The following is a 20,279-nucleotide window of genomic DNA, read 5'->3' as shown; positions in this document are numbered from 1 at the left end:
GTAACCCGTGCGCAGACTCGCGCTCGTCCTCACCACCCTGGCCACCGGCCTCGCCCTCACCGTGCCCGGCCCGGCCGGCGGCGCGCCCGCCGACGATAGCCACCTGCCTGGATTCACCCTCGCCGGCTCCCAGCAGTACCTGGTCACCGGCCCGCAGACCTTCGCCGACCGCGACGCGGTCGCCCGCACCGGAGCGGCGATCGACCTGATCGAGCACGGCAAGATCTACATCACCGCGAACACGACCGAGGCCGACCGCATCCGCCGCCTGGGCTTCGGCCTGGAGCTGCTGCCCCCGCCGTCCTCGCGGGTCTCCGGGCCGAACGCGGTCCCGCTCGACTTCCCGTCGGCCGACGGCGGCTTCCACAACTACGCCGAGATGAACAGCGAGATCAACCAGATCGTCGCCGACCACCCGACGCTGGTCCGCAAGTCCGTCATCGGCACCTCGTACGAGGGCCGCCAGATCGTCGCGCTGAAGATCTCCGACAACGTCGCCACCGACGAGAACGAGCCCGAGATCCTGTTCAACGCGCACCTGCACGCCCGCGAGCACCTCACCGTCGAGATGGCGCTCTACCTGGCCAACCTGTTCACCGACGCGTACGCCACCGACAGCCGGGTCAAGGCCGTGGTCGACTCGCGCGAGATCTGGATCGTGCCGGACCTCAACCCCGACGGCGGCGAGTACGACATCGCCACCGGCTCCTACCGCTCCTGGCGCAAGAACCGCCAGCCCAACTCGGGCAGCTCGGCGGTCGGCACCGACATCAACCGCAACTTCGGCTACAAGTGGGGCTGCTGCGGCGGCTCCTCGGGCAGCCCGTCGTCGGAGACCTACCGCGGCCCGTCGGCGTTCTCCACCCCGGAGGCGTCCGTGCTGCGCGACTTCGTGCTGTCCCGCCGCGTCGGCGGCGTGCAGCAGATCAAGGCGAACATCGACTTCCACACGTACGGCGAGCTGATCCTGTGGCCGTTCGGCTACACCACCGCCGACACCGTGAACCCGGGCATGACCACCGACGAGCGCAACACGTTCGCCACCATCGGCCAGCAGATGGCGGCGACCAACTCCTACACCCCCGAACAGGGCAGCGACCTGTACGTCACCGACGGCGACATCACCGACTGGCTCTGGGGCGACCAGCGCATCTGGACGTACACCTTCGAGATGTATCCGAAGTCGTCCAGCCCCGGCTTCTACCCGCCGGACGAGGTCATCGCGGCGCAGACCTCCCGCAACAAGAGCGCCGTGCTGATCCTGTCGGAGTACGCCGACTGCCCGTACCGGGCCATCAACAAGCAGGCCCAGTACTGCACCGCGGCGAACGACTTCTCGATCGCGGCCTCACCCGCCTTCGGCTCGGTCAACCCCGGCGGCTCGCTGACCTCGACCATCAGCACCGCCGTCACCAACGGCGCCGCGCAGACCGTCAACCTGACCACGAGCGGCCTGCCCGCGGGCGCGACCGCCACGTTCAGCCCGGCCTCGGTCACCACCGGCGGATCGTCGACGCTGACGATCGCCACCAGCGCGTCGACCCCGGCGGGCACCTACGCGGTCACGGTCATCGGCACGAGCAGCGGGCCCACCCGGACCGTCAGCTACACCCTGACCGTGAACGGCGCGCCCGGCTGCACCGGCACCAACCCGAACGACGTGACCATCGCCGACGTGGCCACGGTCTACAGCGACATCACCATCGCGGGCTGCAACCGCAACGCGTCGTCGACGTCGACGGCCGAGGTGCACATCGTGCACACGTACAAGGGCGACCTGGTGGTGTCGCTGCTCGCGCCGGACGGCAGCGCGTACACGCTGCACAACCGGTCGGGCGGCAGCACCGACAACATCGACACCACCTACACCGTGAACCTGTCCACCGAGGCGGCCAACGGCACCTGGCGGCTGCGGGTGCAGGACGCGGCCTCCGGTGACGTCGGCTACGTCAACAGCTGGACGCTGACCCTGTAGGAGAGACCCCCGGTGCTCATGGGCGGTCCGCTTACGCGGCCTTAATCGGTGTCATCCCTGCGCTGCGCTCCGGGATGACACCGAGCGGCCCCGACACAGACCACCGGTGGCGCCCGCAACGGCGCGGGCGCCACCGGTAATTCGCTTGCCGCCCCTGCTAGACAGGGACCGTGACGAATGAGCTGCTGATCCGCGAGATGACCATCGAGGACGTGCCGGAGCAGGCGCGCATCCGCTACGCCGCCTTCCCGTGGTTCGTCTCCAGCGTGGCGCAGCAGCAGGTGTGGTGGCGCACCAGCCGCCCCGAGGCCCGGCTGCTGCGGCTGCTGGCCGCGCGCGACGGGCAGGTTGTGGGCTGCGCCGTCGGCGGGTTCAACATCTCCACCGCCGAGCCGGGCGCGAGCTACCTGCAGGTCGAGGTGCACCCCGACCATCGCGGCCGGGGCGTGGGCACCGCCCTGCACGAGCGGCTGGAGCAGCACCTGCGCGCCATCGGCGCCCGCCGGGTGCGCACCTTCGCCACCGACGACCCCGCCGACCAGCACTGGGCCGAGGCGCGCGGTTACACGCGCGGCGCCCACGACCGCTACGCCCGGCTGGACACCGCCCACCTGCCGCCCGTGCCGCCCCTGCCGTCCGGCGTGACGGCGGTCAGCCTCCGCGAGGCAGGCCCGCAGGCGGTGTACGACCTGGACCAGGCCGCGTCCATCGACGAACCCGGCGACATGTCCTTCGACGGCATCCCTTACGACACCTGGCTGGCCCGCTACTGGAACAGCCCCGACCAGCAGCTCGACGTCGGCACCGTGGTGCTCGTCGACGGCGTGCCCGCCAGCGTGACGTTCCTGGAGGCCAACCTCGAACTCGGCAAGGGCATCTCCGCCGGCACCTGCACGCTGCGCGAGTACCGCGGCCGGGGCCTGGCGAAGATCGCCAAGGCGGTCGCCCTGCACCGGGCCGCGCAGGCCGGCATCCACACCGCGATCACCTGCAACGACTACATGAACGCGCCGATGATCGCGGTCAACGACTGGCTCGGCTACCAACCCTTCGCCAGCGAGCACTCTTACCTCAAGCAGCTCGCCGGCTGACGGCCGGCGCTACCGGCCGACGCCGCGCAGTTTCGCGAGGATCGCCTCGACCATCAGCACGAACGTGTACCCGTTCGCCATCAGGCCGAAGTTCACCCGCGCCCCGCGCGGCTTGCACTGCGGGTCCAGCAGCGACAGGTAACTCTGGTCGACATGGTCGATCTCGACGCCGCCGATGTCCGACCAGGGTGTCAGAAAGCCCTGGAAGGCCACGCCGTCGTCGGTGATCGTCAGATCGCCGAAGGTGACCGGGTTGCCCTTGTCGAAGTACGCCATCGCCTTGGGCAGCTGCGCCCGCGCGACGCGTTCGGTGAGCAGCGGGCCGAACCGCGTCATGTCGACGTGCACCTGCCAGATCTCCATCCGGCGGCCGTCGACCATGGCGATCCGGATGCCGTAGGGCGTCCTGCGGCTGATCTCCGCGGTGAAGACGGCCAGGTTGGCGAACAGCGCCTGCACCTCGTCCCAGCGGTACGCCTCCGTGCCGCTGCGGCGGGCCCACACCCAACCGTGCTCGAACACGTGCACCCGGAACTGCCGGGCCCGCTTCGACACGGCCGGGCTGCGCAGCAGCACCCACAGGAAGCCCAGCAGGCACGGCGTGGCGAGGGACCAGAGGATGATGGCGGCGATCCAGACCGCCGGGTCACCGATGATCGCGCCCCAGGTCGCGCCACCGGCGAGCACCCCGAACAGCACCGCGAACATGCCCGAGGAGAGCAGCAGCGGCTTGGGGGTGACCGCCGGGTAGCTCTCGCGGTGCTCACCGAGGTTGCGCATCGAGGCCGCCACGGTGACGTCTGGGGCTAGCCCGAGCGCGGATTCCACCAGCAGTGTCATGTCAGCCCGCCCGCATCCATGCCGCCGCGGCCTCGATCTGCGCCTGATCCTTCTTGTTCTCCCGCGAGCCCGCCACCAGGAATCCACCCGCGGCCAGCACGAACAACCCGCCGAACCCACCCAGGACGACGAGCAGGACCGGGCGGCGCGCCTCCTGCTCGGCCTTGACCTCGTCGTAGGTGTGATAGGTCTTGCGGCCGTCCTTGGCGACCTCGAGGCACACGTCACCCGGCCGCATCGCCTTGCCGTCGCAGCTCACCTCGCCACCGGAGCTGAGCGCGGCGACGACGAAGAAGACCACGCCGATCACGGCCAGCACGGACGCGCCGATGACGACACCTGTCTTAGGTTTTGCCACGTTCTTGTGCCCCCTCCGGGCTGTCGGACTTCTCGCGGACGGCGTGCTACGCCTGCGCGGCGCGCAGCTTGCCGAGGATGGTGTCCATCATCAGCAGGAACGTGTACCCGTTGGGGATCTTGCCGAGCAGCGTCTGCGGCGAGATCCGCTTGCCCGCTCGGTCGGCGATGCTGACGTGGCCGGTGTCCAGTCGCACGCCGCCGATCTCCAACCAGGTCAGCAGCTTGCCGCGCCTGGTCTGCACACCATCGTCGGTGATCGTGAAGTCACCGAAGGCCACCGGGTTGCCCTCGTCGAAGAACGACATCGCCTTCGGCAGCTGCGCCTTGGCGACCTCGGCCGACAGCAGCGGACCGAACCGTGCCATGTCGGTGTGGACCTCGCGCAACCGCGTCCGGCGGCCGTCGGTGCAGACGATGCGGTAGTCGTACGTCGTGGTGACGATGCCGGTGTTGTTGACGACGGTGATGGCCGCGTGCAGCGTCTGCACGTCGTCCCAGCGGTACACCTCGGTGCCCTTGCGGCGCACCCACACGAAGCCGCGCTCGAACACGTGCACCTGGAATCGCCGCGCCTGCTTGGACACGGCCGGGCTGCGCAGCAGCGCCCACAGGAAACCGCCGATCGACGGCAGCGCGATCGCCCACATGATGATCGCGGGAGTCGCGCCGACCTCGTTCTCGCCGGGCGCGGCGCCGGCCGTCCCCACGGTCATGATGACGGCCAGCGCCCCGAAGATGACCGCGAGCGTGCCGAGGGCGAACAGGATCACCTTGACCGTCTTGGCCGGGTAGCTCTCCCGGTGCGCGCCCAGGTCGCGGGCCGCGGCGGCCGCGGCGACGTCGGCCGGCACCGCGGCCGGGGTGTCGGTGTGCGCCGTCAGGCCAGGTGTCGTCACGTCGGATCTCCCCGTTCAGCGAAGTGTCGCAGCCACGGTAGTGATCCACCGGATCGTCGTGAATCACCCGATCACCCGACGGCTCGCCGCTGCCCGGTCAGCCTTCGAGACTGCCTTCCGCCTCCAGATAGGCCTGACGGAGCGCGTCCAGCGTGGCCGGATCCGGCTCGGCCCACAGGCCGCGGTCGGCGGCCTCGATCAGGCGCTCGCTGATGCCGCGCAGCGCCCACGGGTTGGACCGCTCCAGGAACTCGCGGACCTCCGGGTCGAAGACGTACGCCGCCGCCAGCTTCTCGTACATCCAGTCGTCGACGACCCCGGCCGTGGCGTCGTAGCCGAACAGGTAGTCCACGGTCGCGGCCAGCTCGAACGCGCCCTTGTAGCCGTGCCGCCGCATCGCGGCGATCCAGCGCGGGTTGACCACCCGGGCCCGGAACACGCGCTTGGTCTCCTCGCCCAGGGTGCGCGTCTTCACGCTGTCGGGCAGGTGCGAGTCGCCGATGACCGCGGTCGGCGAAGCCCCGGTCAGCGAGCGCACCATCGCGATCATGCCGCCGTGGTACTGGAAGTAGTCGTCGGAGTCGACGATGTCGTGCTCGCGGGTGTCGACGTTCTTCGCGGCGACGCTGACCCGGCGGTAGACCCGTTCGAGGTCCTCGCGGGCGGCCCGGCCGTCCAGGTCGCGGCCGTAGGCGTAGCCGCCCCAGACCGCGTACACCTCGGCCAGGTCCTTGTCGTCGCGCCAGTTACGAGCGTCGATGAGCGGGAGCAGGCCGGCCCCGTACGCCCCCGGCTTGGAGCCGAAGATACGGGTGGTGGCCCGCCGCCGGTCGCCGTGCTCGGCCTCGTCGGCGCGGGCGTGCGCGCGCACGAAGTTGTCCTCGTCGGCCTCGTCCAGCTCGGCGACCGCCCGCACCGCGTCGTCGATCAGCGCGACCGCGTGCGGAAACGCGTCCCGGAAGAAGCCGGAGATGCGCACCGTCACGTCCACCCGCGGCCGGCCCAGCTCGGCCGGCGGCACCACGGCGAACCCGGTCACCCGCCGCGACGCGTCGTCCCAGGTCGGCCGGCAGCCCAGCAGGGCCAGCACCTCGGCGATGTCGTCGCCCTGGGTGCGCATCGCCGACGTGCCCCACACGGTCAGCCCGACCGTGCGCGGCCACTCGCCGGTGTCCTGCCGGTGCCGGGCCAGCAGCGAGCCCGCCAGCGCCACCCCGACGTCCCACGCGTTGCGCGACGGGATCGCCTTCGGGTCGACGGAGTAGAAGTTGCGCCCGGTCGGCAGCACGTTGACCAGGCCGCGGGTCGGCGAGCCGGACGGCCCCGCCGCGACGTAGCGCCCGTCGAGCGCCTTCAGCACCGCGGTCACCTCGTCCACGGTCGCGTCCAGCCGCGGCACCACCTCGGTCGCGGCGAAGTGCAGCACCGCCTCGACGGCGTCGTCCGGGCCGCCCAGCACCTCGGCGACGACCGCCGGGACCTTGGACGGCTCCCAGCCCAGCGTCTCGTTGCCGATCACCAGCCGCCGGGCCACGCCCTCGATCAGGTCGACGGCGTCCGCGCCGGTGCGGGCCGGGCCGTCGGCCACCTCGGTCAGGTCCGCGGGCACGGCCGCCACGGCTCCCGGCTCGGCCAGCAGGGCACGCTCGTCCAGCCCGTACCGGCGGCACAGCGCCGCCCGCAGGCCCGGCAGCGCCCCGCGCACGCCGCCCCACACCTGGTCGGCGCGCAGCACCGCGAGCACCAGGTTGATCCGCGCTTCGCCCTCCGGCGCGCCGCCGAGGATGTGCAGGCCATCGCGGATCTGCGAGTCCTTGACCTCGCACAGGTAGCCGTCGACGTGCAGGATGAAGTCGTCGAAGTCGTCCTCGCCCGGCATGTCGGCCTGGTACAGGTCGTGGTGCAGCTGGGCGGCCTGGATCAGGGTCCAGATCTGGGCGCGCACGGCGGGCAGTTTCGTCGGGTCGAGGGCCTGCACGGTGGCGTACTCGTCGAGCAGCTGCTCCAGTTTCGCCATCTCGCCGTACGTCTCGGCACGGGCCATCGGCGGCACCAGGTGGTCCACGATCACCGCATGCCCCCGCCGCTTGGCCTGGGTGCCCTCGCCCGGGTCGTTGACGATGAACGGGTACACCAGCGGAATGTCCCCGAGCACCGCGTCCGGCGCGCACTCGCGGGACAGGCCCAGCCCCTTGCCCGGCAGCCACTCCAGGGTGCCGTGCTTGCCCAGGTGCACCACCGCGTCCGCGCCGAACTCCTCGTCCAGCCAGCGGTACGCGGCCAGGTAGTGGTGGCTCGGCGCGAGGTCCGGGTCGTGGTAGATGGCGACCGGGTTCTCCCCGAAGCCGCGCGGCGGCTGGATCATCAGCAGCACGTTGCCGAAGCGCAGCGCCGCCAGCACGATCTCGCCCCGGTCCACGTACAGCTCGCCCGGCGGCTCGCCCCACGCCGCCACGATGCCGTCGCGCAGGCTCGCGGGCAGCGCCTCCAACCAGCGGGTGTGCTCGCGCAGCGGCACCCGGGCCGGGGCCGCCGCGAGCTGCTCCTCGGTCAGCCACTCCACGTCATGCCCACCCGCCGCGATCAGCGTATGGATCAGCGCGTCCCCGTCCTCGGGGAAGCCCTCGCCCAGGTCGTATCCCGCCTCGCGCAGCGCCCGCAGCAGCACCACCGCGCTGGCCGGGGTGTCCAGGCCGACCGCGTTGCCGACCCGCGAATGCCGGGTCGGGTAGCTGGACAGCACGATCGCGAGCTTCTTGCGCTCGTTCGGCACGTGCCGCAGCCGGGCCTGGCGCACCGCGATGCCCGCGACCCGGGCCGCCCGCTCCGGGTCGGCGGCGTACACGCCGATGCCGTCCGGGCCGGGCTCCTTGAACGAGAACGGCACCGTGATCAGGCGGCCGTCGAACTCCGGGATCGCCACCTGCATCGCCGCGTCCATCGGGCTCAGCGCCGCGTCCGACTCCTGCCACACCGCCCGCGACGAGGTCAGGCACAGCGCCTGCAGCACCGGCACGTCCAGCTCGGACAGTGCCGCCACCGACCAGGCCTCGTCGTCCCCGCCGCCGCTCGCGTCCGCCGGGGTGGTGCCGCCCGCGGCCAGCACCGTCACGATCAGCGCGTCGCAGCCCCGCAGCAGGTCGCGCAGCCCGTCCGCCACCCCGCGCAGCGAGCCGCAGTACACCGGCAGCGCGTTCGCGCCCGCGTCGTGCAGCGCCCCGGCGAGGGTGTCCACGAACGCCGTGTTCCCGGCCAGCTCGTGCGCCCGGTAGTAGACGATCCCGACGGTCGGCCGCCCGGCCTCGTGCGCCGGGTTGAGGCGCACGCCGTACTCCGGCGTGGCCCGCGGCGCGTCGAAGCCCTCGCCGGTCATCAGCAGCGTGTCCGACAGGAAGCGGTGCAGCTCGCGCAGGTTGTCCGCACCGCCCTCGACCAGGTACGCCAGCGCCTCCCCGGCCACCCCGGCGGGCACGGTCGACTCGGCCTGCAGCGCGGCGTCGGGCAGCGCCTCCCCGCCCAGCACCACCACCGGCAGCCCGCCGGCGAGCACCGCGTCGAGCCCTTCCGGCCAGGTGCGGCGGCCGCCGAGCAGCCGTACCACCACGAAGCCGACACCCCGCAGCAGCTCCGGGACGTCACCGGCGTCCAGCCGGGCCGGGTTGCCGATGCGCCAGGGCGCATCCGACGCGCGGGCGGCGAGCAGTTCCGTGTCCGCAGTGGACAGCAGCAGACCTTGGACAGCCGTCATGGCCGCGTACCTCCTGTCGGGGTCCGCGCCCCGGTAGCAGAGTCGATGCGGCGGCCGGAGTCTCCTGACTCCCGGATCGACGCCCGGCCCCGGGCCTTCCCTTGCGGTGGCCTCGGATCTCTCCGACGGGGTGGGGACGGGCTCCCCGGTCACAGTGGCGGGACCGTCTCGGCTCTTCCCCGAGTTCCTCCCTGCCGCCGAGAGCGATCCTAGCGGCAGATAATGGAGCATGGCCTATCAGTGGCTCGCCGGGCTCACCATGGTGGTGCACTTCGCGTTCCTCGCGTACGTCGTGGCGGGCGGTTTCCTGGCCTGGTGGCGGCCGTGGCTGATCTGGCCCCACCTGATCGCCGCCGGCTGGGGCTTCACCACGGTCGCGCTCGGCCTCGACTGCCCCCTGACCTACGTCGAGGACTGGGCCCGCCGCGAAGCCGGCGAGCAGGGCCTGTCCCGCGGCTTCATCGACACGTACCTGACCGGGGTGGTCTACCCCGAACGGTTCACCGTGCCGCTGCAGGTGCTGGCCGGCCTGGTCGTGCTGACCTCCTGGATCGGCTTCGCCCTCCGCCGCAGGCCCGCCGGCACGGCCGACGTGCCATAGAGTGCCCGGATGATCGAGCAGCTCACGCCCGGCGGACGTCCCGCGTTCGTCGTCAACGTCGGGGTCCACCTCCATCGCGACGGCCGCTGGCTGCTCATCAAGCGCAGCGAGAACGAGGCGCACGCCGCGCGCCTGCTGTCGGGCGTGGGCGGCAAGGTCGACCTGCCGGCCGGGCCTGCGATCCCCGACGTCCTGGAGCAGACCGCGCCGCGCGAGGTCGCCGCGATCGTCCACCTGACCTTCGACGAGGCCGACGCCGACCCGGACCTGCCCCCGGTGGCTCCGCCGCAGCCTCCGGCTCGCCACGGAAGCCATCTGTTGATCGGTAAACTTCGCTGATTCTTGTCGTACGCCAGTTCTAAAATGGAGCCATGCATGAGGGGTTGACGCAGGCCGGGCGAATGGTCGCCGCTTGCGTTGACTCGTCCGTGTGGTCGCTGACCGACTCCGAGCTGATCACCTCGCTCGACTCGGCACGAGCATTGCGGGAACGCCTGGCGGCCGTGGAGCTGTCGCTGGTCCGCGAGCTCGACGCCCGTGCCGTCCCCGCCGCTCACGGCGCCTCCAGCACCGCGGTCTGGCTGCGCGAACACTGGCGCATCGGCATACGCACGGCCAAGCAGACCTTGGAACTCGCCCGCGCGCTGGAGCGCCTCCCCACCACCGCCGACGCCCTCGCCGCCGGAACCGTCAACACCGAGCAGGCCGCTGTCATCGCTCAGGCTCTCGCCGCACTCCCCTGCGAGGTGGGGCTGGAGACCGCGGCGAAGGCCGAAACCGCACTGATCGGATTCGCGGCCCAGTTCGAACCGTCCGTGCTCCGCCGTTTCGGCGAGCGCATCCTCACGCACGTCGCCCCCGACACCGCCGAGGAGCACGAACGCGAAGCACTGGCCGCGCAGGAGGAACGCGCTTACGCCACCCGCACGCTGACCCTGGTCGCCGACCGCAGCGGGCGGGTCCGCCTGACCGGCTGGCTCGACACCGAAGCGGCCGCCGTGGTCACCGCCGCGCTCGACCCCCTCGCCCGTCCTGGCGTCCTCAGCCACACCCGTGCCCTATCCCTCAGCGGCGACAGCGATCCCGTCGAAGGCTCATCCGCCAGCGGGCACAGCGCGGCTGAAAGCGCTCGTGACATGCGCACCGCGGGTCAACGGCGGGCCGACGCCCTCACCGAGATCTGCCGCCGCGTGCTCGCCTCGGGCGAACTGCCCGACAACGGCGGCGACCGTCCTCAGCTCGTGATCACCGTCGACTACGACGGCCTCGCTCAGCGCACCGGCTCGGGGCTGCTCGACAACGGCGCGACGCTCACTCCTGAGACCGTCCGGCGCATCGCCTGCGACGCCCAGGTCATTCCCGCCGTGCTCGGCGGCGACGGGCAACTGCTCGACCTGGGCCGGACCCGACGCCTCGTCACCGGAGCCCTGCGCCGAGCGCTCGTACTCCGCGACCGGGGCTGTGCCTTCCCGGGCTGCGACCGCCCACCTCGCTGGTGCCAGGGGCACCACATCCGGCACTGGGCCGACGGCGGTCCCACCGACCTCGACAACGCCGTGCTGCTGTGCGGACACCACCACCGCGTCGTCCACCACGACGACTGGCAGGTCCGGGTCGGCCACGACCGGCGGCCCGAGTTCATCCCGCCGAGCTACGTGGACGCCGCCCGGCTCCCCCGCCGCAACACCTTCCACCTGCGGCCCTAGGCCGTGCCCGAGCACCGATCACACCGGGCCGAGCCGGGCTTCCACTCGGAGAATCGGCAACCGCCCGAGCAGGTGGACGGCCGCCGCTGCGCACCCTGCTTTACCGCCCACACGGCTGGCAAGGCAAGCAGCTCGCCCTCGGCTTCCTGCTGGTCGACGCGCGTCGGACAGGTGACCGTCCAGCAGTGCCGCCACCTCCGCAGTCGTCCGGTACTCCAGCAGCGCGTAGCAGCAGGACCAGCCGTCGTCGTGAACGACGACTGGTCGCCACCAACGCCTTGCACGAGTGATTTGTCTGCGGCGCCCGTGCCGCGATCAGACCACCAGCGTCGCCGCACGTGCGGCGAGGCCGACGCCGACGAGCAGCACCATCGCGCTCGCGGCGTACGGCCCGGCCAGCCGGAGCCGCCGGAACCGCTCGAATCGCGCCGACCAGCGATCGCGGACCTTGAGCAGCAGCAGGCCCGCGACGGTGAGCGTGCCCGCCATGCCCAGCCCGTAGGCGAGCACGAGCAGGATGCCGAAGCCCGTCCGGCCCAGCGCGATCGCGCCCAGCAACACCACCAGCGCGGACGGGCTGGGCACCAGACCCGCCGCCACCCCGATCGCGCCGAGCCCGAACCGGCCGCGTCCCGTGCCCTCGGCAGCATGGGAGCCGTCGTGGGAGTGCACCCGGCCGAACAGACCATGCCGATGCCCGTGCCCGTGCCCGTGGCCGTGACCATGGCCATGGCCATGGTCGTGGCGATGGTCGTGGCGATGGTCGTGGCGATGGTCGTGAGCATGGTCGTTGTCGTGGCCATGGCGATGGTCGTGAGCATGGTCGTTGTCGTGAGCATGGTCGTTGTCGGACGTGCCATGGGAGTGGGCATGGTCGTGGTCTGAGGTGTCGTGGGTGTGGCCGGGCCTGCGGCGCAGGGTGGCCAGCAGCATCGCGAGGCCTACGGTGATGACGATGGTGCCGCTGGCCAGGCCGAGCCAGCCGAGCACGGTCTGGCCGGTCAGGCCGGAGACGGCGGTGAGCAGCAGGCCCAGGGCGATGACGCCGCCGGTGTGGGTGGCGGTGACGGTCGCGCCGACGGTCAGCGCGTCGCGGGGGCGGCCCGCGCGGTCGGCGAGGTATACCGCCATCACGGTCTTGCCGTGGCCGGGAAGCAGCGCGTGGCCCGCCCCGAGCACGAGTGCGAGCAGCGCGGCGAGCAGCCCGACGAGCGGGGTGAGCCGGTCCGCTCCGACGGTGTCGAGGACCTGCTGCTGCGCCCAGGCGGCCCAGCGCAGCGGCGCGGGATCGCCTGGCCGGGCGGGCGCGCCCAGGTCCGGTGCGACTGCCGAGGTGAGGCCGGTCGCCGGTGCGCCGGGTGGCGCTGCGGCGGGACGGGCGGGCAGGCTGGCGTCGCGGACGTCGAGCGGGGAGCCGAGCAGGTCGACGGGGTAGTCGCGCAGCTCGTTCGTGGTGCTGCGGGCGGGCACGGGTGAGTCGGGCAGGTCGACGCCGACGCCGGTGGCGGTGATCTCGCGCCAGCCGACGCGGTCGGCGAGGTGCCCGTTGTGGACGGTGAGCACGGCCGGGCGGTCCAGCCGGGCGGGGGTGCTCAGGGTGCAGGTGACCCGGCTGGTGGCCAGGCGGGCGGAGCCCGGTTCGAGGATCATCGCGGCCGAGCGGACGGTCCAGGTCAGGGGGCGGTCGTCGAGGCGTACCGCCAGCTCCCGGGCGAAGGCGTCGCAGGCGGCCGTGGCGTGCGCACGCAGCTCGGGGACGTCGGCGACGCCGTCGCCGGAGGTGTCGACCGCGCCGCGCTGCTGCAGCGTGGGCAGCTCGGCGATGTCGAGGATCGTGGTGGCGTCGACGGCGTCGGGACGCAGGGTCAGCGCGACGAGCTGGTTGATGGAGAGGTTGCCGAGCGGGTGCGCGGACGCGGGGGCGGGCAGCAGCGCGAGCGCGCCGCCGACGAGCGCCGCGACCAGCGACGTCTTACGCATCATCACGCACCTGCCGAGGCCAGGGCGCGCGCCGCGGCGGGCGCGTCGACCGGGGAGAAGTGGGGGTTGAGCCGCAGCGCCCGCGCGAGGTCGCGGCGGGCGGCGGCGCGGTCGCCGAGGGCGAGTTCGATCATTCCCAGGTGGTACGCGTGGAGCGCGCTGCGCGCGCCGAGCGCCGCCGCGGCACAGGCCAGGGGCAGCGCTTCGCGGTGCCGTCCGGCCTGGTGCAGCGCCCAGGCGAGGGTGTCGGCGACGTCGGTGTGCCTGCGCCGCTGCCACTCGCCCGCGGCCAGGCGCACCGCGGTGGCGTGGTCGCCGCGGGCCAGGGCCAGTTCGGCGGCGGCGAGGTCGTCCGCGCCTCCCCCGGCGGCCAGCAGGTCCAGGGCGGCCTGCGCCAGGGCCAGTTGCGCCTCGGGCTCGGCGGCGCGGCCGAGCGAGCGCAGCAGCAGCGCGTGCTCGACCAGCAGGGACGGGGTCGGCGAAGCCGCGGTCAGCGCGGCGTACCCGGCCAGCGCCTCGGCGGTGCGGCCGCCCGCGGCGTCGACGCGGGCGAGCCCGTGGCGCAGCGGCAGGTAGCCGGCGTCGGCGGCCGGGCCGGCCTCGTACGCGGCGCGGGCCGCTGCGAGGTCGCCGCCGTGCCAAGCCAGGTCGCCAAGCTGGTGGTGGACGAAGGCCAGGTCGGCGGGTGCGATCGCGGTGGCGAGCGCCTGGGTCCACAGCGCGTGGGCCTCCTCGACGCGGCCGTGCTGTTCGAGGTCGTACGCCGCCCGGGACAACGCGGGCAGGCCCGGCCGCAGGTCGAGCATGCGCTGCGCCGCCTCGGTCGCCTCGGCGGGCCGGCCGAGCTGGGTCAGCGCGTCGGTCAGCACCCCGTACGCGTCGGCGCTGAACGGGTTGCCCGCGATCGCCTGCCGGGCCAGCCGCTCGGCCAGCGCGAAGTCGTGCCGCGCGTTCGCCAGCGCGCCGAGCCCGACGAGCGCCGCGTCGTTGCCGACCGTCCCGCCGCCGGTCTCCCCGACCGTGCCGGTGTCCGCGCCGCTGGCTGTGCCGCTGCCCACGGCCTCGGGCTCTTTGCCGGCCGGGTCCGTCGAGGACGGACCCGGGTGCAGGCGCAGCGACTCGCGCAGCGCGCCCTCGGCTCGGGTGTAATAGCCGGGGTCCCCGGTGATCCGGGCCCGCTCGACGTACGCGCTGCCCAGCGCCGCCCAGGTGGTCCAGTCGCCGGGCACGTCCCGCAGCCGCGCCTGCGCCTGCTCGATCGACTCGACCAGCGGGTCGCCCTGGGCGTACGCGGACTCGGCCGTCCAAGGCTCGGGCCCCGCGCCGAACGTGCCCCCGAGCCCGAGCAGCGCCGCGGCGGTCACGCCCACCGCGATGATCCGTCGCCACATGTCTACCTCCCCTTTCACAAGATCAGCGATGGGAAGGGCACCTTCTACATCGCTATGCGAGCCGATGCGCTGCTCATCTCGCTGACGCGAGCTGACGAAGGTGCCCTTCCTTTCCTCAGCGGGTGTGGGCGGGCTCGTCGGGGCCGTGGGTGTGGGGGCGGTTGCGGCGGCGCATCCACCAGCCGGCGAAGAGCAGCAGGCCGAGGCCGCCGGCGACGGAGGAGCCGACCATCGCCATCGCGCCGCCGGTGGACATGCCCCCGTCGCCGCCGGAGGACGCGGACGCCGGGGAGGCGTCGACCGAGGCCGGTGCGGCCGGGTTGCCGCCGCCCGTGCCGGCCGTGTTGACCCCGACCGCGTTGGGCAGGGCCACGTACGGGAACGTGTCGCCGAAGGCGTTCTCGTTGGCGTCGACCTTGTCCCCGGCGGCCAGCGCGTCCACGATCTGGCCGGTCTGCGCCGCGCCGACCAGGGCCTGCAGCTCGATGTCGACGACGTCGTCGGCCAGCCGCCGCCCGTTCGGGAAGCCCTGCAGGTCGCCGCCGATGACGCCGAGGCGGTTCGGGTCGGCGGTGATCGGCACGGACAGGTTCAGCCGCAGCATCTCCGACGGGCGGAACTTCGACGGGTTCACGTCGGCGTTGTTGAGCTGCGAGTTGAGGTCCGCCTTGATCGGGCCGTCGGCCTTGGTGGTGATCCCGGTCAGGAAGATCTCGACCAGGTCGTTGCGCGGGGTGGCCGGCGCGGGGATGTTGTAGATCGTCTCGATCAGTTTGGGCACCTCGGGTTCGGTGACCCGCTTGACCAGCTGCGGGATCTTCGCGTCGCCGTCGGGGCGGGAGGCGTTGAACGCGTCCTTGAGCCCGGCGGGCACGACGACCTCGTTGACCAGCGGGTTGCCCAGCCGCGAGACCTGCACCCGGTCCCCGCTGCGCGGGTCGCCGGTGCGTCCGGTGATACGCACCCGGGGCCGTTCGGTGGTGGTCCAGACGCCGATCACGGGGTTGCGCGCGCCGTCGCCGCGCAGCGCGACGTCCTTGAACGGCACCTCCAGCGCGATGGTGTTGACGTTGTATCCGGCCAGCGTGTCCTGCCCGGTCTCGCTGAGGTCGCCGCCGTAAAGCAGGTCGAACACCCGCAGGTCCAGGAAGAACGGGTCGTCGGCCTGCCCGGCGAAGATGCGCCAGCCGCCGGGCAGCTTGACGGTGGCCTGCTCGCGCAGCGCGCCGTAGTCCGGCATGGACGCCGGGCCCACCCGCGAGGGTGCGACGCCGACGTTGGTGGCGCGGGTGCGGAAGGCCTCGCCGTTGAACGAGGACTCCAGCGTGTACGTCTGCTTGAACAGCAGGTTCTCGTCGTCGAGCGAGGTCACCGGCCCGTTGTTGAACAGGAAGGTGGAGTTGCCGCGCTTGTCGATGTTCTTGAACGTCCACCGGAAGCGGGCGTCGGGCCGCGCGTCCCCGTCGCTGTCCACATTGATCAGGTACTGCGCGTCGGTGGCGAACGGGTGGAAGTTCGGGCCGCCGTTCGGCTCCTGGAACGGCACCCAGTTCGCCACGAACGTGACGTAGCCGGGGCGGTCCGGGCTGACGAAGGCGTACAGGTCGGTCGCGTCGACGGCGGGGTCTTGCGCGATGAGGGGCGCCTCGCGGTGGCTGGACGCGCCGGCCGTGCCGGGCCCGAGCGCGTACAGCCCGCCGGAGACGGCCAGGCAGGCCGCCACGGCGAGCGCGGCGCCGGTCCGGCGGCGGACCAGTTGGCGCAGGGTGAGTCTCATGGTCGGGTCCTCCGGTACTGAGGGGCAGACGCGCCGACCGCGTCTGTTGCCGGAACTTCGGACCCACCCACCCGCATAGATGGGGGCCTGTCCACTTGCCGTCACCGACCCATCCGAACCCCTCCCGGCACCGAATGAAAGGAAGGGCACCTTCACAACGCTCCGCGTTGTAGAAGGTGCCCTTCCCATCGCCCGATAGGCGCTGAGCAGGCCGGGAGAGCGGTCAGGCCTGGGCGAGGCGGACGGTCGGGGTAACCTTGACGATCACGCGTACCTCGTCGGCCTTGCGCCACGGGTAGCTGTCCTTGCCGAGGTACTTGTAGGCGAGCTTGTCGATGTGCGCGTCCGCGCCCTCCTCGACGAACTCGACGTCGCCCTTCACCCAGAGGGTGCGGTAGTCGTTGGCCTTGTCCACGATGGAGATGCCGACCCGCGGGTCGCGGACCATGGCGTTGTACTTCACGCGGCCCTTGGCGGTGTTGAACAGGATGTGCTCGCCGTCGGTGTCGATCCACACCGGCGTGACGTGCGGCGAGCCGTCGAAGTCGACCACGCCGACGTGGGCGAGCTGCGGCTCGTTGAGCAGCGCGATGTCCTCTGCGGTCAAAATAGTCATAAAACGAAATCTACCCGCCAAAGCATGGTCAAACCGGTCACTCCGCGGGCATCGGAATGCGCAGGGACATGGTGCCGCGCAGGTCGAGCCAGGCGCTGCTAGGGCCGCGGACCAGCCGCATCACCACCTCCTCGCAGGACGGGCAGCGGGCGACCAGGCCGGGTGCATGGGTGTACACCTTCAGGCCCGCCACCGGCCCCTCGTCGCCGCAGTTGACGCAGCGTCCCATGGCCTGGGTCATGTCCACCGCGAAGATCTCGCGCAGCGGCCCGGCCAGGGCGTTGCCGTCGGTGAAGTCGTCGGAGAAGAGTTCCATCACAGCCTCCGTCAGGTGCCGCTCGGGCCGAAGCGCTCGGTCTTCACCCGGCGGGCGTCGTGGCCCAGCGCGATCAGGATGTCGGCGACCGCCTCGACGAAACCGGTCGGCCCGCAGACGAAGCAGGACGGCCCGAAGTCCGGCGGCCAGCCGCCGTTGTTCACGTCGGCCACGCCCAGCCGCCGCGGCGGCAGCGGCCAGCCCTCGGGCGTCTTGCGGGTGTACACGTAGCTGACGTCCAGCCCGAAGTCGTCGCGCGCCCGGGTGCGCAGCTCGTCGGCGTAGTACCGGTCCTCCGGCGTGCGCGCCGAGTAGATCAGGCGGAACAAGGCCTTGCTGCCCGCCGCCCGCCGGGCCCGGATCATCGCCATCAGCGGCACGATGCCCGAGCCGCCGCCGATCAGCAGCACGGGCGCGGTGTCCGCGGACCGCCACACGAACCAGCCGCCGACCGGCCCGCGCAGTTCGATCACGTCGCCGACGGACAGGGTCTGGGTGAGGTACGGCGACACCTCCCCGTCCTCGACCAGCTGCACGGTCAGCGCCACCCGGGTGCCGTCGGCGGGCGTGGCGATGGAATAGCTGCGCTCGGTGCTGTACCCGTCCTCGGCGGTCAGCCGCACGTCGACGTGCTGACCAGGCAGGTGCCCCGGCCAGTCCGGCACGTCGAACACGAGGGTGCGCGCGCTGGGCGTCTCGTCCCGGAACTCGACCAGCCTGGCCGCCCGCCAGACCAGCCGCGGGCTCAGTCCCCCTGGTACCGCTGCTCGCGCCATGGGTCACCGTAGTCGTGGTAGCCGGCGCTCTCCCAGAAGCCCGGTTCGTCGGAGTCCATCAGCGTGATGCCGCGCACCCACTTCGCCGACTTCCACAGGTAGAGGTGCGGCACCAGCAGCCGGGCCGGGCCGCCGTGCTCCGGCGTCAGGTCCTCGCCGTCGAACTTGTAGACGATCCAGGCCTGCCCGTGCAGCAAATCCTCGTACGGCAGGTTCGTGGTGTAGCCGCCGTACGAGTGGACCATCGCGTAGTCGGCCGCCGTGTCCACGCCCTCCAGCAGCACGTCCAGGCTGACGCCCTGCCACCGCGTGTGCAGCTTCGACCACTTCGTCACGCAGTGCAGATCGACCGTCGGCTGCTCGCTGGGCAGCGCCATCAGCTGCTGCCAGTCCCACCGGTGCTTCTCCCCGGCCTCCGTGACGATCACGAACTCCCACGTGTCCGTCGGCACCCGCAGCGTCGGCCCCGCCGTCAGCACCGGGAAGTCCTCGGTCAGGTACTGCCCCGGCGGCAGCCGCACCTCGCCGCCCTCAGTCCCCCGCCGCCCCCGGAACCCCGGCGACACAATCCCACCCATCCCCCACAACTACCACCCCACCCCCACCCCACCAACCCCCTTTGCCACGTTGATCATGAACTTATGGCACGGCTCGACGGCGAGTCATGGCCACAACTTCATGATCAACACGGGAGGGCGGGCAGCCCGAGACGCGAAAGCGCGCCCGCGGGTGCGGGCGCGCTTTCGGTGGAGCAGGGTGGTGCGGGTCAGCGGTTGGCGACCGGGATGAAGTCGCGCTCGGGGGCGCCGGTGTACACCTGGCGCGGGCGGCCGATCTTGGTGGCCGGGTCGCTCATCATCTCGCGCCACTGGGCGATCCAGCCGGGCAGGCGGCCCAGGGCGAACAGCACCGTGAACATCTTCGTGGGGAAGCCCATGGCCTTGTAGATCAGGCCGGTGTAGAAGTCCACGTTCGGGTATAGCTTGCGCGACACGAAGAAGTCGTCGGCCAGCGCGATCTCCTCGAGCTGCATCGCGAGGTCCAGCAGCGGGTCCGGCTTGGCCATGCGGCCGAGCACGTCCTGCGCCATGTTCTTCACGATCGCCGCGCGCGGGTCGTAGTTCTTGTACACCCGGTGGCCGAAGCCCATCAGGCGTACGCCGTCCTCGCGGTCCTTGACCTTCTTCACGAACGCCTGCACGTCGCCGCCCTCGGCGCGGATGCGCTCCAGCATCGACAGCACGGCCTCGTTGGCGCCGCCGTGCAGCGGGCCCGACAGCGCGTTCACGCCGGACGACACCGAGGCGAACAGGCTGGCCTGGGCCGAGCCGACCAGGCGCACCGTCGACGTGGAGCAGTTCTGCTCGTGGTCGGCGTGCAGGATGAGCAGCAGGTCGAGCGCCTTGGCGAAGACCGGGTCGACCTCGTAGCCGGTGGCCGGCACGCCGAAGGTCATGCGCAGGAAGTTCTCCACGTACCCGAGGGAGTTGTCCGGGTAGAGCATCGGCTGGCCGATCGACTTCTTGTACGCGTACGACGCGATGGTCGGCAGCTTGGCCAGCATGCGCACGGTCGAGATCTCGACCTGCTCGTTGTCGAACGGATCCTGGCTGTCCTGGTAGAAGGTGCCCAGGGCGCTCACCGCCGCGGACAGCACGGCCATCGGGTGGGCGTCACGCGGGAAGCCCTCGAAGAACCGCTTCATGTCCTCGTGCAGCAGCGTGTGCATGCGCACCCGCTCGGTGAACTCCGACAGCTGCACCGCGGTGGGCAGCTCGCCGTACATCAGCAGGTACGAGACCTCCAGGAAGGTGGAGTGCTCGGCCAGCTGCTCGATCGGGTACCCGCGGTAACGAAGAATGCCCTCGTCACCGTCGATGTACGTGATCGCGGAGGTGCAGGCGGCGGTGTTGACGAAGCCCGGGTCGTACGTGACGTATCCGGTTTCCTTCAGCACCTTGCCGATGTCGAGCCCGGACGGGCCCTCGACGGCCGGCTGCACTTCCAGGGAGAGGTGTCCACCCGGGGTTTCCAGGTTCACATCCGCCACGACTTCCCTCGCTTTATCGGGAGCTTGTCTTACCAAAAGTTAAGTTTCAGGGTAAGCACTCGACGGCGGCATCCGCCCCATCCCGTGCTGAGGGGAGAATCACGGTCCCCGGCTTGTTTTAAGGCGACTTACCCTCTTTTCTGCTGAATTAACAGG

At 71.7% G+C, this 20,279-nt stretch carries 17 protein-coding genes and 1 riboswitch; of the genes, 5 read left to right on the top strand and 12 right to left on the bottom strand.

Annotated features, from left to right (window positions below):
• Nucleotides 1-7 precede the first annotated feature (7 nt).
• Nucleotides 8-1,975, top strand: a complete 1,968-nt coding sequence (locus ACFQO7_RS10285; protein ID WP_376806146.1) for a M14 family zinc carboxypeptidase — start codon at nucleotides 8-10, stop codon at nucleotides 1,973-1,975.
• Between the two features lie 170 nt (nucleotides 1,976-2,145).
• Complete coding sequence (locus tag ACFQO7_RS10280; protein WP_376806145.1) at nucleotides 2,146-3,066, top strand: GNAT family N-acetyltransferase; 921 nt, start codon at nucleotides 2,146-2,148, stop codon at nucleotides 3,064-3,066.
• Nucleotides 3,067-3,075: 9 nt separating this feature from the next.
• Here the strand turns inward: ACFQO7_RS10280 and ACFQO7_RS10275 are convergent, their stop codons facing one another.
• The 4 genes from ACFQO7_RS10275 to cobN form a co-directional block, all read right to left on the bottom strand.
• A complete protein-coding gene (locus ACFQO7_RS10275) occupies nucleotides 3,076-3,906 on the bottom strand; it encodes a DUF6585 family protein (RefSeq protein WP_376806144.1) in 831 nt (276 codons plus the stop codon).
• A 1-nt stretch (nucleotide 3,907) separates the two neighbouring features.
• The gene (locus ACFQO7_RS10270) at nucleotides 3,908-4,264 is read right to left on the bottom strand and encodes a hypothetical protein (protein WP_376806143.1); all 357 of its coding nucleotides are present in this window, start codon (nucleotides 4,262-4,264) and stop codon (nucleotides 3,908-3,910) included.
• Between the two features lie 46 nt (nucleotides 4,265-4,310).
• Nucleotides 4,311-5,162, bottom strand: a complete 852-nt coding sequence (locus ACFQO7_RS10265; protein ID WP_376806142.1) for a DUF6585 family protein — start codon at nucleotides 5,160-5,162, stop codon at nucleotides 4,311-4,313.
• Between the two features lie 97 nt (nucleotides 5,163-5,259).
• Nucleotides 5,260-8,910 (bottom strand): cobaltochelatase subunit CobN, encoded by a 3,651-nt coding sequence (gene cobN, locus ACFQO7_RS10260; protein WP_376806141.1) that lies wholly within the window; start codon nucleotides 8,908-8,910, stop codon nucleotides 5,260-5,262.
• A 39-nt stretch (nucleotides 8,911-8,949) separates the two neighbouring features.
• Nucleotides 8,950-9,138: riboswitch (cobalamin riboswitch) on the bottom strand.
• Nucleotide 9,139: 1 nt separating this feature from the next.
• On the opposite strand from cobN, the gene ACFQO7_RS10255 reads away from it, so the two are divergent.
• From ACFQO7_RS10255 to ACFQO7_RS10245, 3 genes are read left to right on the top strand one after another with little or no spacing between them, the layout of a single operon-like run.
• Nucleotides 9,140-9,511 (top strand): DUF2784 domain-containing protein, encoded by a 372-nt coding sequence (locus ACFQO7_RS10255; RefSeq protein ID WP_376806140.1) that lies wholly within the window; start codon nucleotides 9,140-9,142, stop codon nucleotides 9,509-9,511.
• Nucleotides 9,512-9,520: 9 nt separating this feature from the next.
• On the top strand, nucleotides 9,521-9,850 hold the full coding sequence (locus tag ACFQO7_RS10250) for a hypothetical protein (RefSeq protein ID WP_376806139.1): 330 nt from the start codon (nucleotides 9,521-9,523) through the stop codon (nucleotides 9,848-9,850).
• Nucleotides 9,851-9,882: 32 nt separating this feature from the next.
• Nucleotides 9,883-11,217 (top strand): HNH endonuclease signature motif containing protein, encoded by a 1,335-nt coding sequence (locus tag ACFQO7_RS10245; protein ID WP_376806138.1) that lies wholly within the window; start codon nucleotides 9,883-9,885, stop codon nucleotides 11,215-11,217.
• A 315-nt stretch (nucleotides 11,218-11,532) separates the two neighbouring features.
• On the opposite strand, the gene ACFQO7_RS10240 is transcribed toward ACFQO7_RS10245, so the two are convergent.
• The 8 genes from ACFQO7_RS10240 to ACFQO7_RS10205 all read right to left on the bottom strand — a co-directional run bounded on the left by ACFQO7_RS10240 (nucleotide 11,533) and on the right by ACFQO7_RS10205 (nucleotide 20,123).
• Nucleotides 11,533-13,197, bottom strand: coding sequence for a nickel/cobalt transporter (locus ACFQO7_RS10240; protein ID WP_376806137.1), 1,665 nt, complete (start codon nucleotides 13,195-13,197; stop codon nucleotides 11,533-11,535).
• 2 nt (nucleotides 13,198-13,199) lie between these two features.
• The gene (locus ACFQO7_RS10235; protein WP_376806136.1) at nucleotides 13,200-14,588 is read right to left on the bottom strand and encodes a tetratricopeptide repeat protein; all 1,389 of its coding nucleotides are present in this window, start codon (nucleotides 14,586-14,588) and stop codon (nucleotides 13,200-13,202) included.
• 115 nt (nucleotides 14,589-14,703) lie between these two features.
• A complete protein-coding gene (locus ACFQO7_RS10230) occupies nucleotides 14,704-16,365 on the bottom strand; it encodes a DUF4331 domain-containing protein (protein WP_376806135.1) in 1,662 nt (553 codons plus the stop codon).
• Between the two features lie 223 nt (nucleotides 16,366-16,588).
• Complete coding sequence (locus tag ACFQO7_RS10225; RefSeq protein ID WP_376806134.1) at nucleotides 16,589-16,981, bottom strand: PPOX class F420-dependent oxidoreductase; 393 nt, start codon at nucleotides 16,979-16,981, stop codon at nucleotides 16,589-16,591.
• A 37-nt stretch (nucleotides 16,982-17,018) separates the two neighbouring features.
• Nucleotides 17,019-17,297 carry a DUF6510 family protein gene (locus ACFQO7_RS10220; protein ID WP_376806133.1) on the bottom strand — a complete coding sequence of 93 codons (279 nt, stop codon included), beginning with the start codon at nucleotides 17,295-17,297 and terminating at the stop codon, nucleotides 17,019-17,021.
• An 11-nt stretch (nucleotides 17,298-17,308) separates the two neighbouring features.
• The gene (locus tag ACFQO7_RS10215) at nucleotides 17,309-18,073 is read right to left on the bottom strand and encodes a ferredoxin reductase (protein ID WP_376806132.1); all 765 of its coding nucleotides are present in this window, start codon (nucleotides 18,071-18,073) and stop codon (nucleotides 17,309-17,311) included.
• Nucleotides 18,043-18,639: a sulfite oxidase-like oxidoreductase gene (locus ACFQO7_RS10210; RefSeq protein WP_376806252.1), complete on the bottom strand. Its 597-nt coding sequence runs from the start codon at nucleotides 18,637-18,639 to the stop codon at nucleotides 18,043-18,045. The genes ACFQO7_RS10215 and ACFQO7_RS10210 overlap by 31 nt, the downstream gene beginning before the upstream one ends.
• Before the next feature lie 200 nt (nucleotides 18,640-18,839).
• Nucleotides 18,840-20,123 (bottom strand): citrate synthase, encoded by a 1,284-nt coding sequence (locus ACFQO7_RS10205; RefSeq protein ID WP_203694184.1) that lies wholly within the window; start codon nucleotides 20,121-20,123, stop codon nucleotides 18,840-18,842.
• Nucleotides 20,124-20,279 lie beyond the last annotated feature (156 nt).

Source organism: Catellatospora aurea, assembly GCF_042663325.1.
GTDB classification, from domain to species: Bacteria; Actinomycetota; Actinomycetes; order Mycobacteriales; family Micromonosporaceae; genus Catellatospora; species Catellatospora aurea.
Note: the sequence above shows the minus strand (reverse complement) of the source record. Positions and strands in the feature narration are given on the sequence as shown.

Excerpts from the sequence above, each read along its gene's own strand:
- ACFQO7_RS10275 (WP_376806144.1), bottom strand. The coding sequence starts at position 3,906 with ATGACACTGCTGGTGGAATCCGCGCTCGGGCTAGCCCCAGACGTCACC.
- cobN (WP_376806141.1), bottom strand. The coding sequence starts at position 8,910 with ATGACGGCTGTCCAAGGTCTGCTGCTGTCCACTGCGGACACGGAACTG.
- ACFQO7_RS10255 (WP_376806140.1), top strand. The coding sequence starts at position 9,140 with ATGGCCTATCAGTGGCTCGCCGGGCTCACCATGGTGGTGCACTTCGCG.
- ACFQO7_RS10250 (WP_376806139.1), top strand. The coding sequence starts at position 9,521 with ATGATCGAGCAGCTCACGCCCGGCGGACGTCCCGCGTTCGTCGTCAAC.
- ACFQO7_RS10245 (WP_376806138.1), top strand. The coding sequence starts at position 9,883 with ATGCATGAGGGGTTGACGCAGGCCGGGCGAATGGTCGCCGCTTGCGTT.
- ACFQO7_RS10240 (WP_376806137.1), bottom strand. The coding sequence starts at position 13,197 with ATGCGTAAGACGTCGCTGGTCGCGGCGCTCGTCGGCGGCGCGCTCGCG.
- ACFQO7_RS10235 (WP_376806136.1), bottom strand. The coding sequence starts at position 14,588 with ATGTGGCGACGGATCATCGCGGTGGGCGTGACCGCCGCGGCGCTGCTC.
- ACFQO7_RS10230 (WP_376806135.1), bottom strand. The coding sequence starts at position 16,365 with ATGAGACTCACCCTGCGCCAACTGGTCCGCCGCCGGACCGGCGCCGCG.
- ACFQO7_RS10225 (WP_376806134.1), bottom strand. The coding sequence starts at position 16,981 with ATGACTATTTTGACCGCAGAGGACATCGCGCTGCTCAACGAGCCGCAG.
- ACFQO7_RS10220 (WP_376806133.1), bottom strand. The coding sequence starts at position 17,297 with ATGGAACTCTTCTCCGACGACTTCACCGACGGCAACGCCCTGGCCGGG.
- ACFQO7_RS10215 (WP_376806132.1), bottom strand. The coding sequence starts at position 18,073 with ATGGCGCGAGCAGCGGTACCAGGGGGACTGAGCCCGCGGCTGGTCTGG.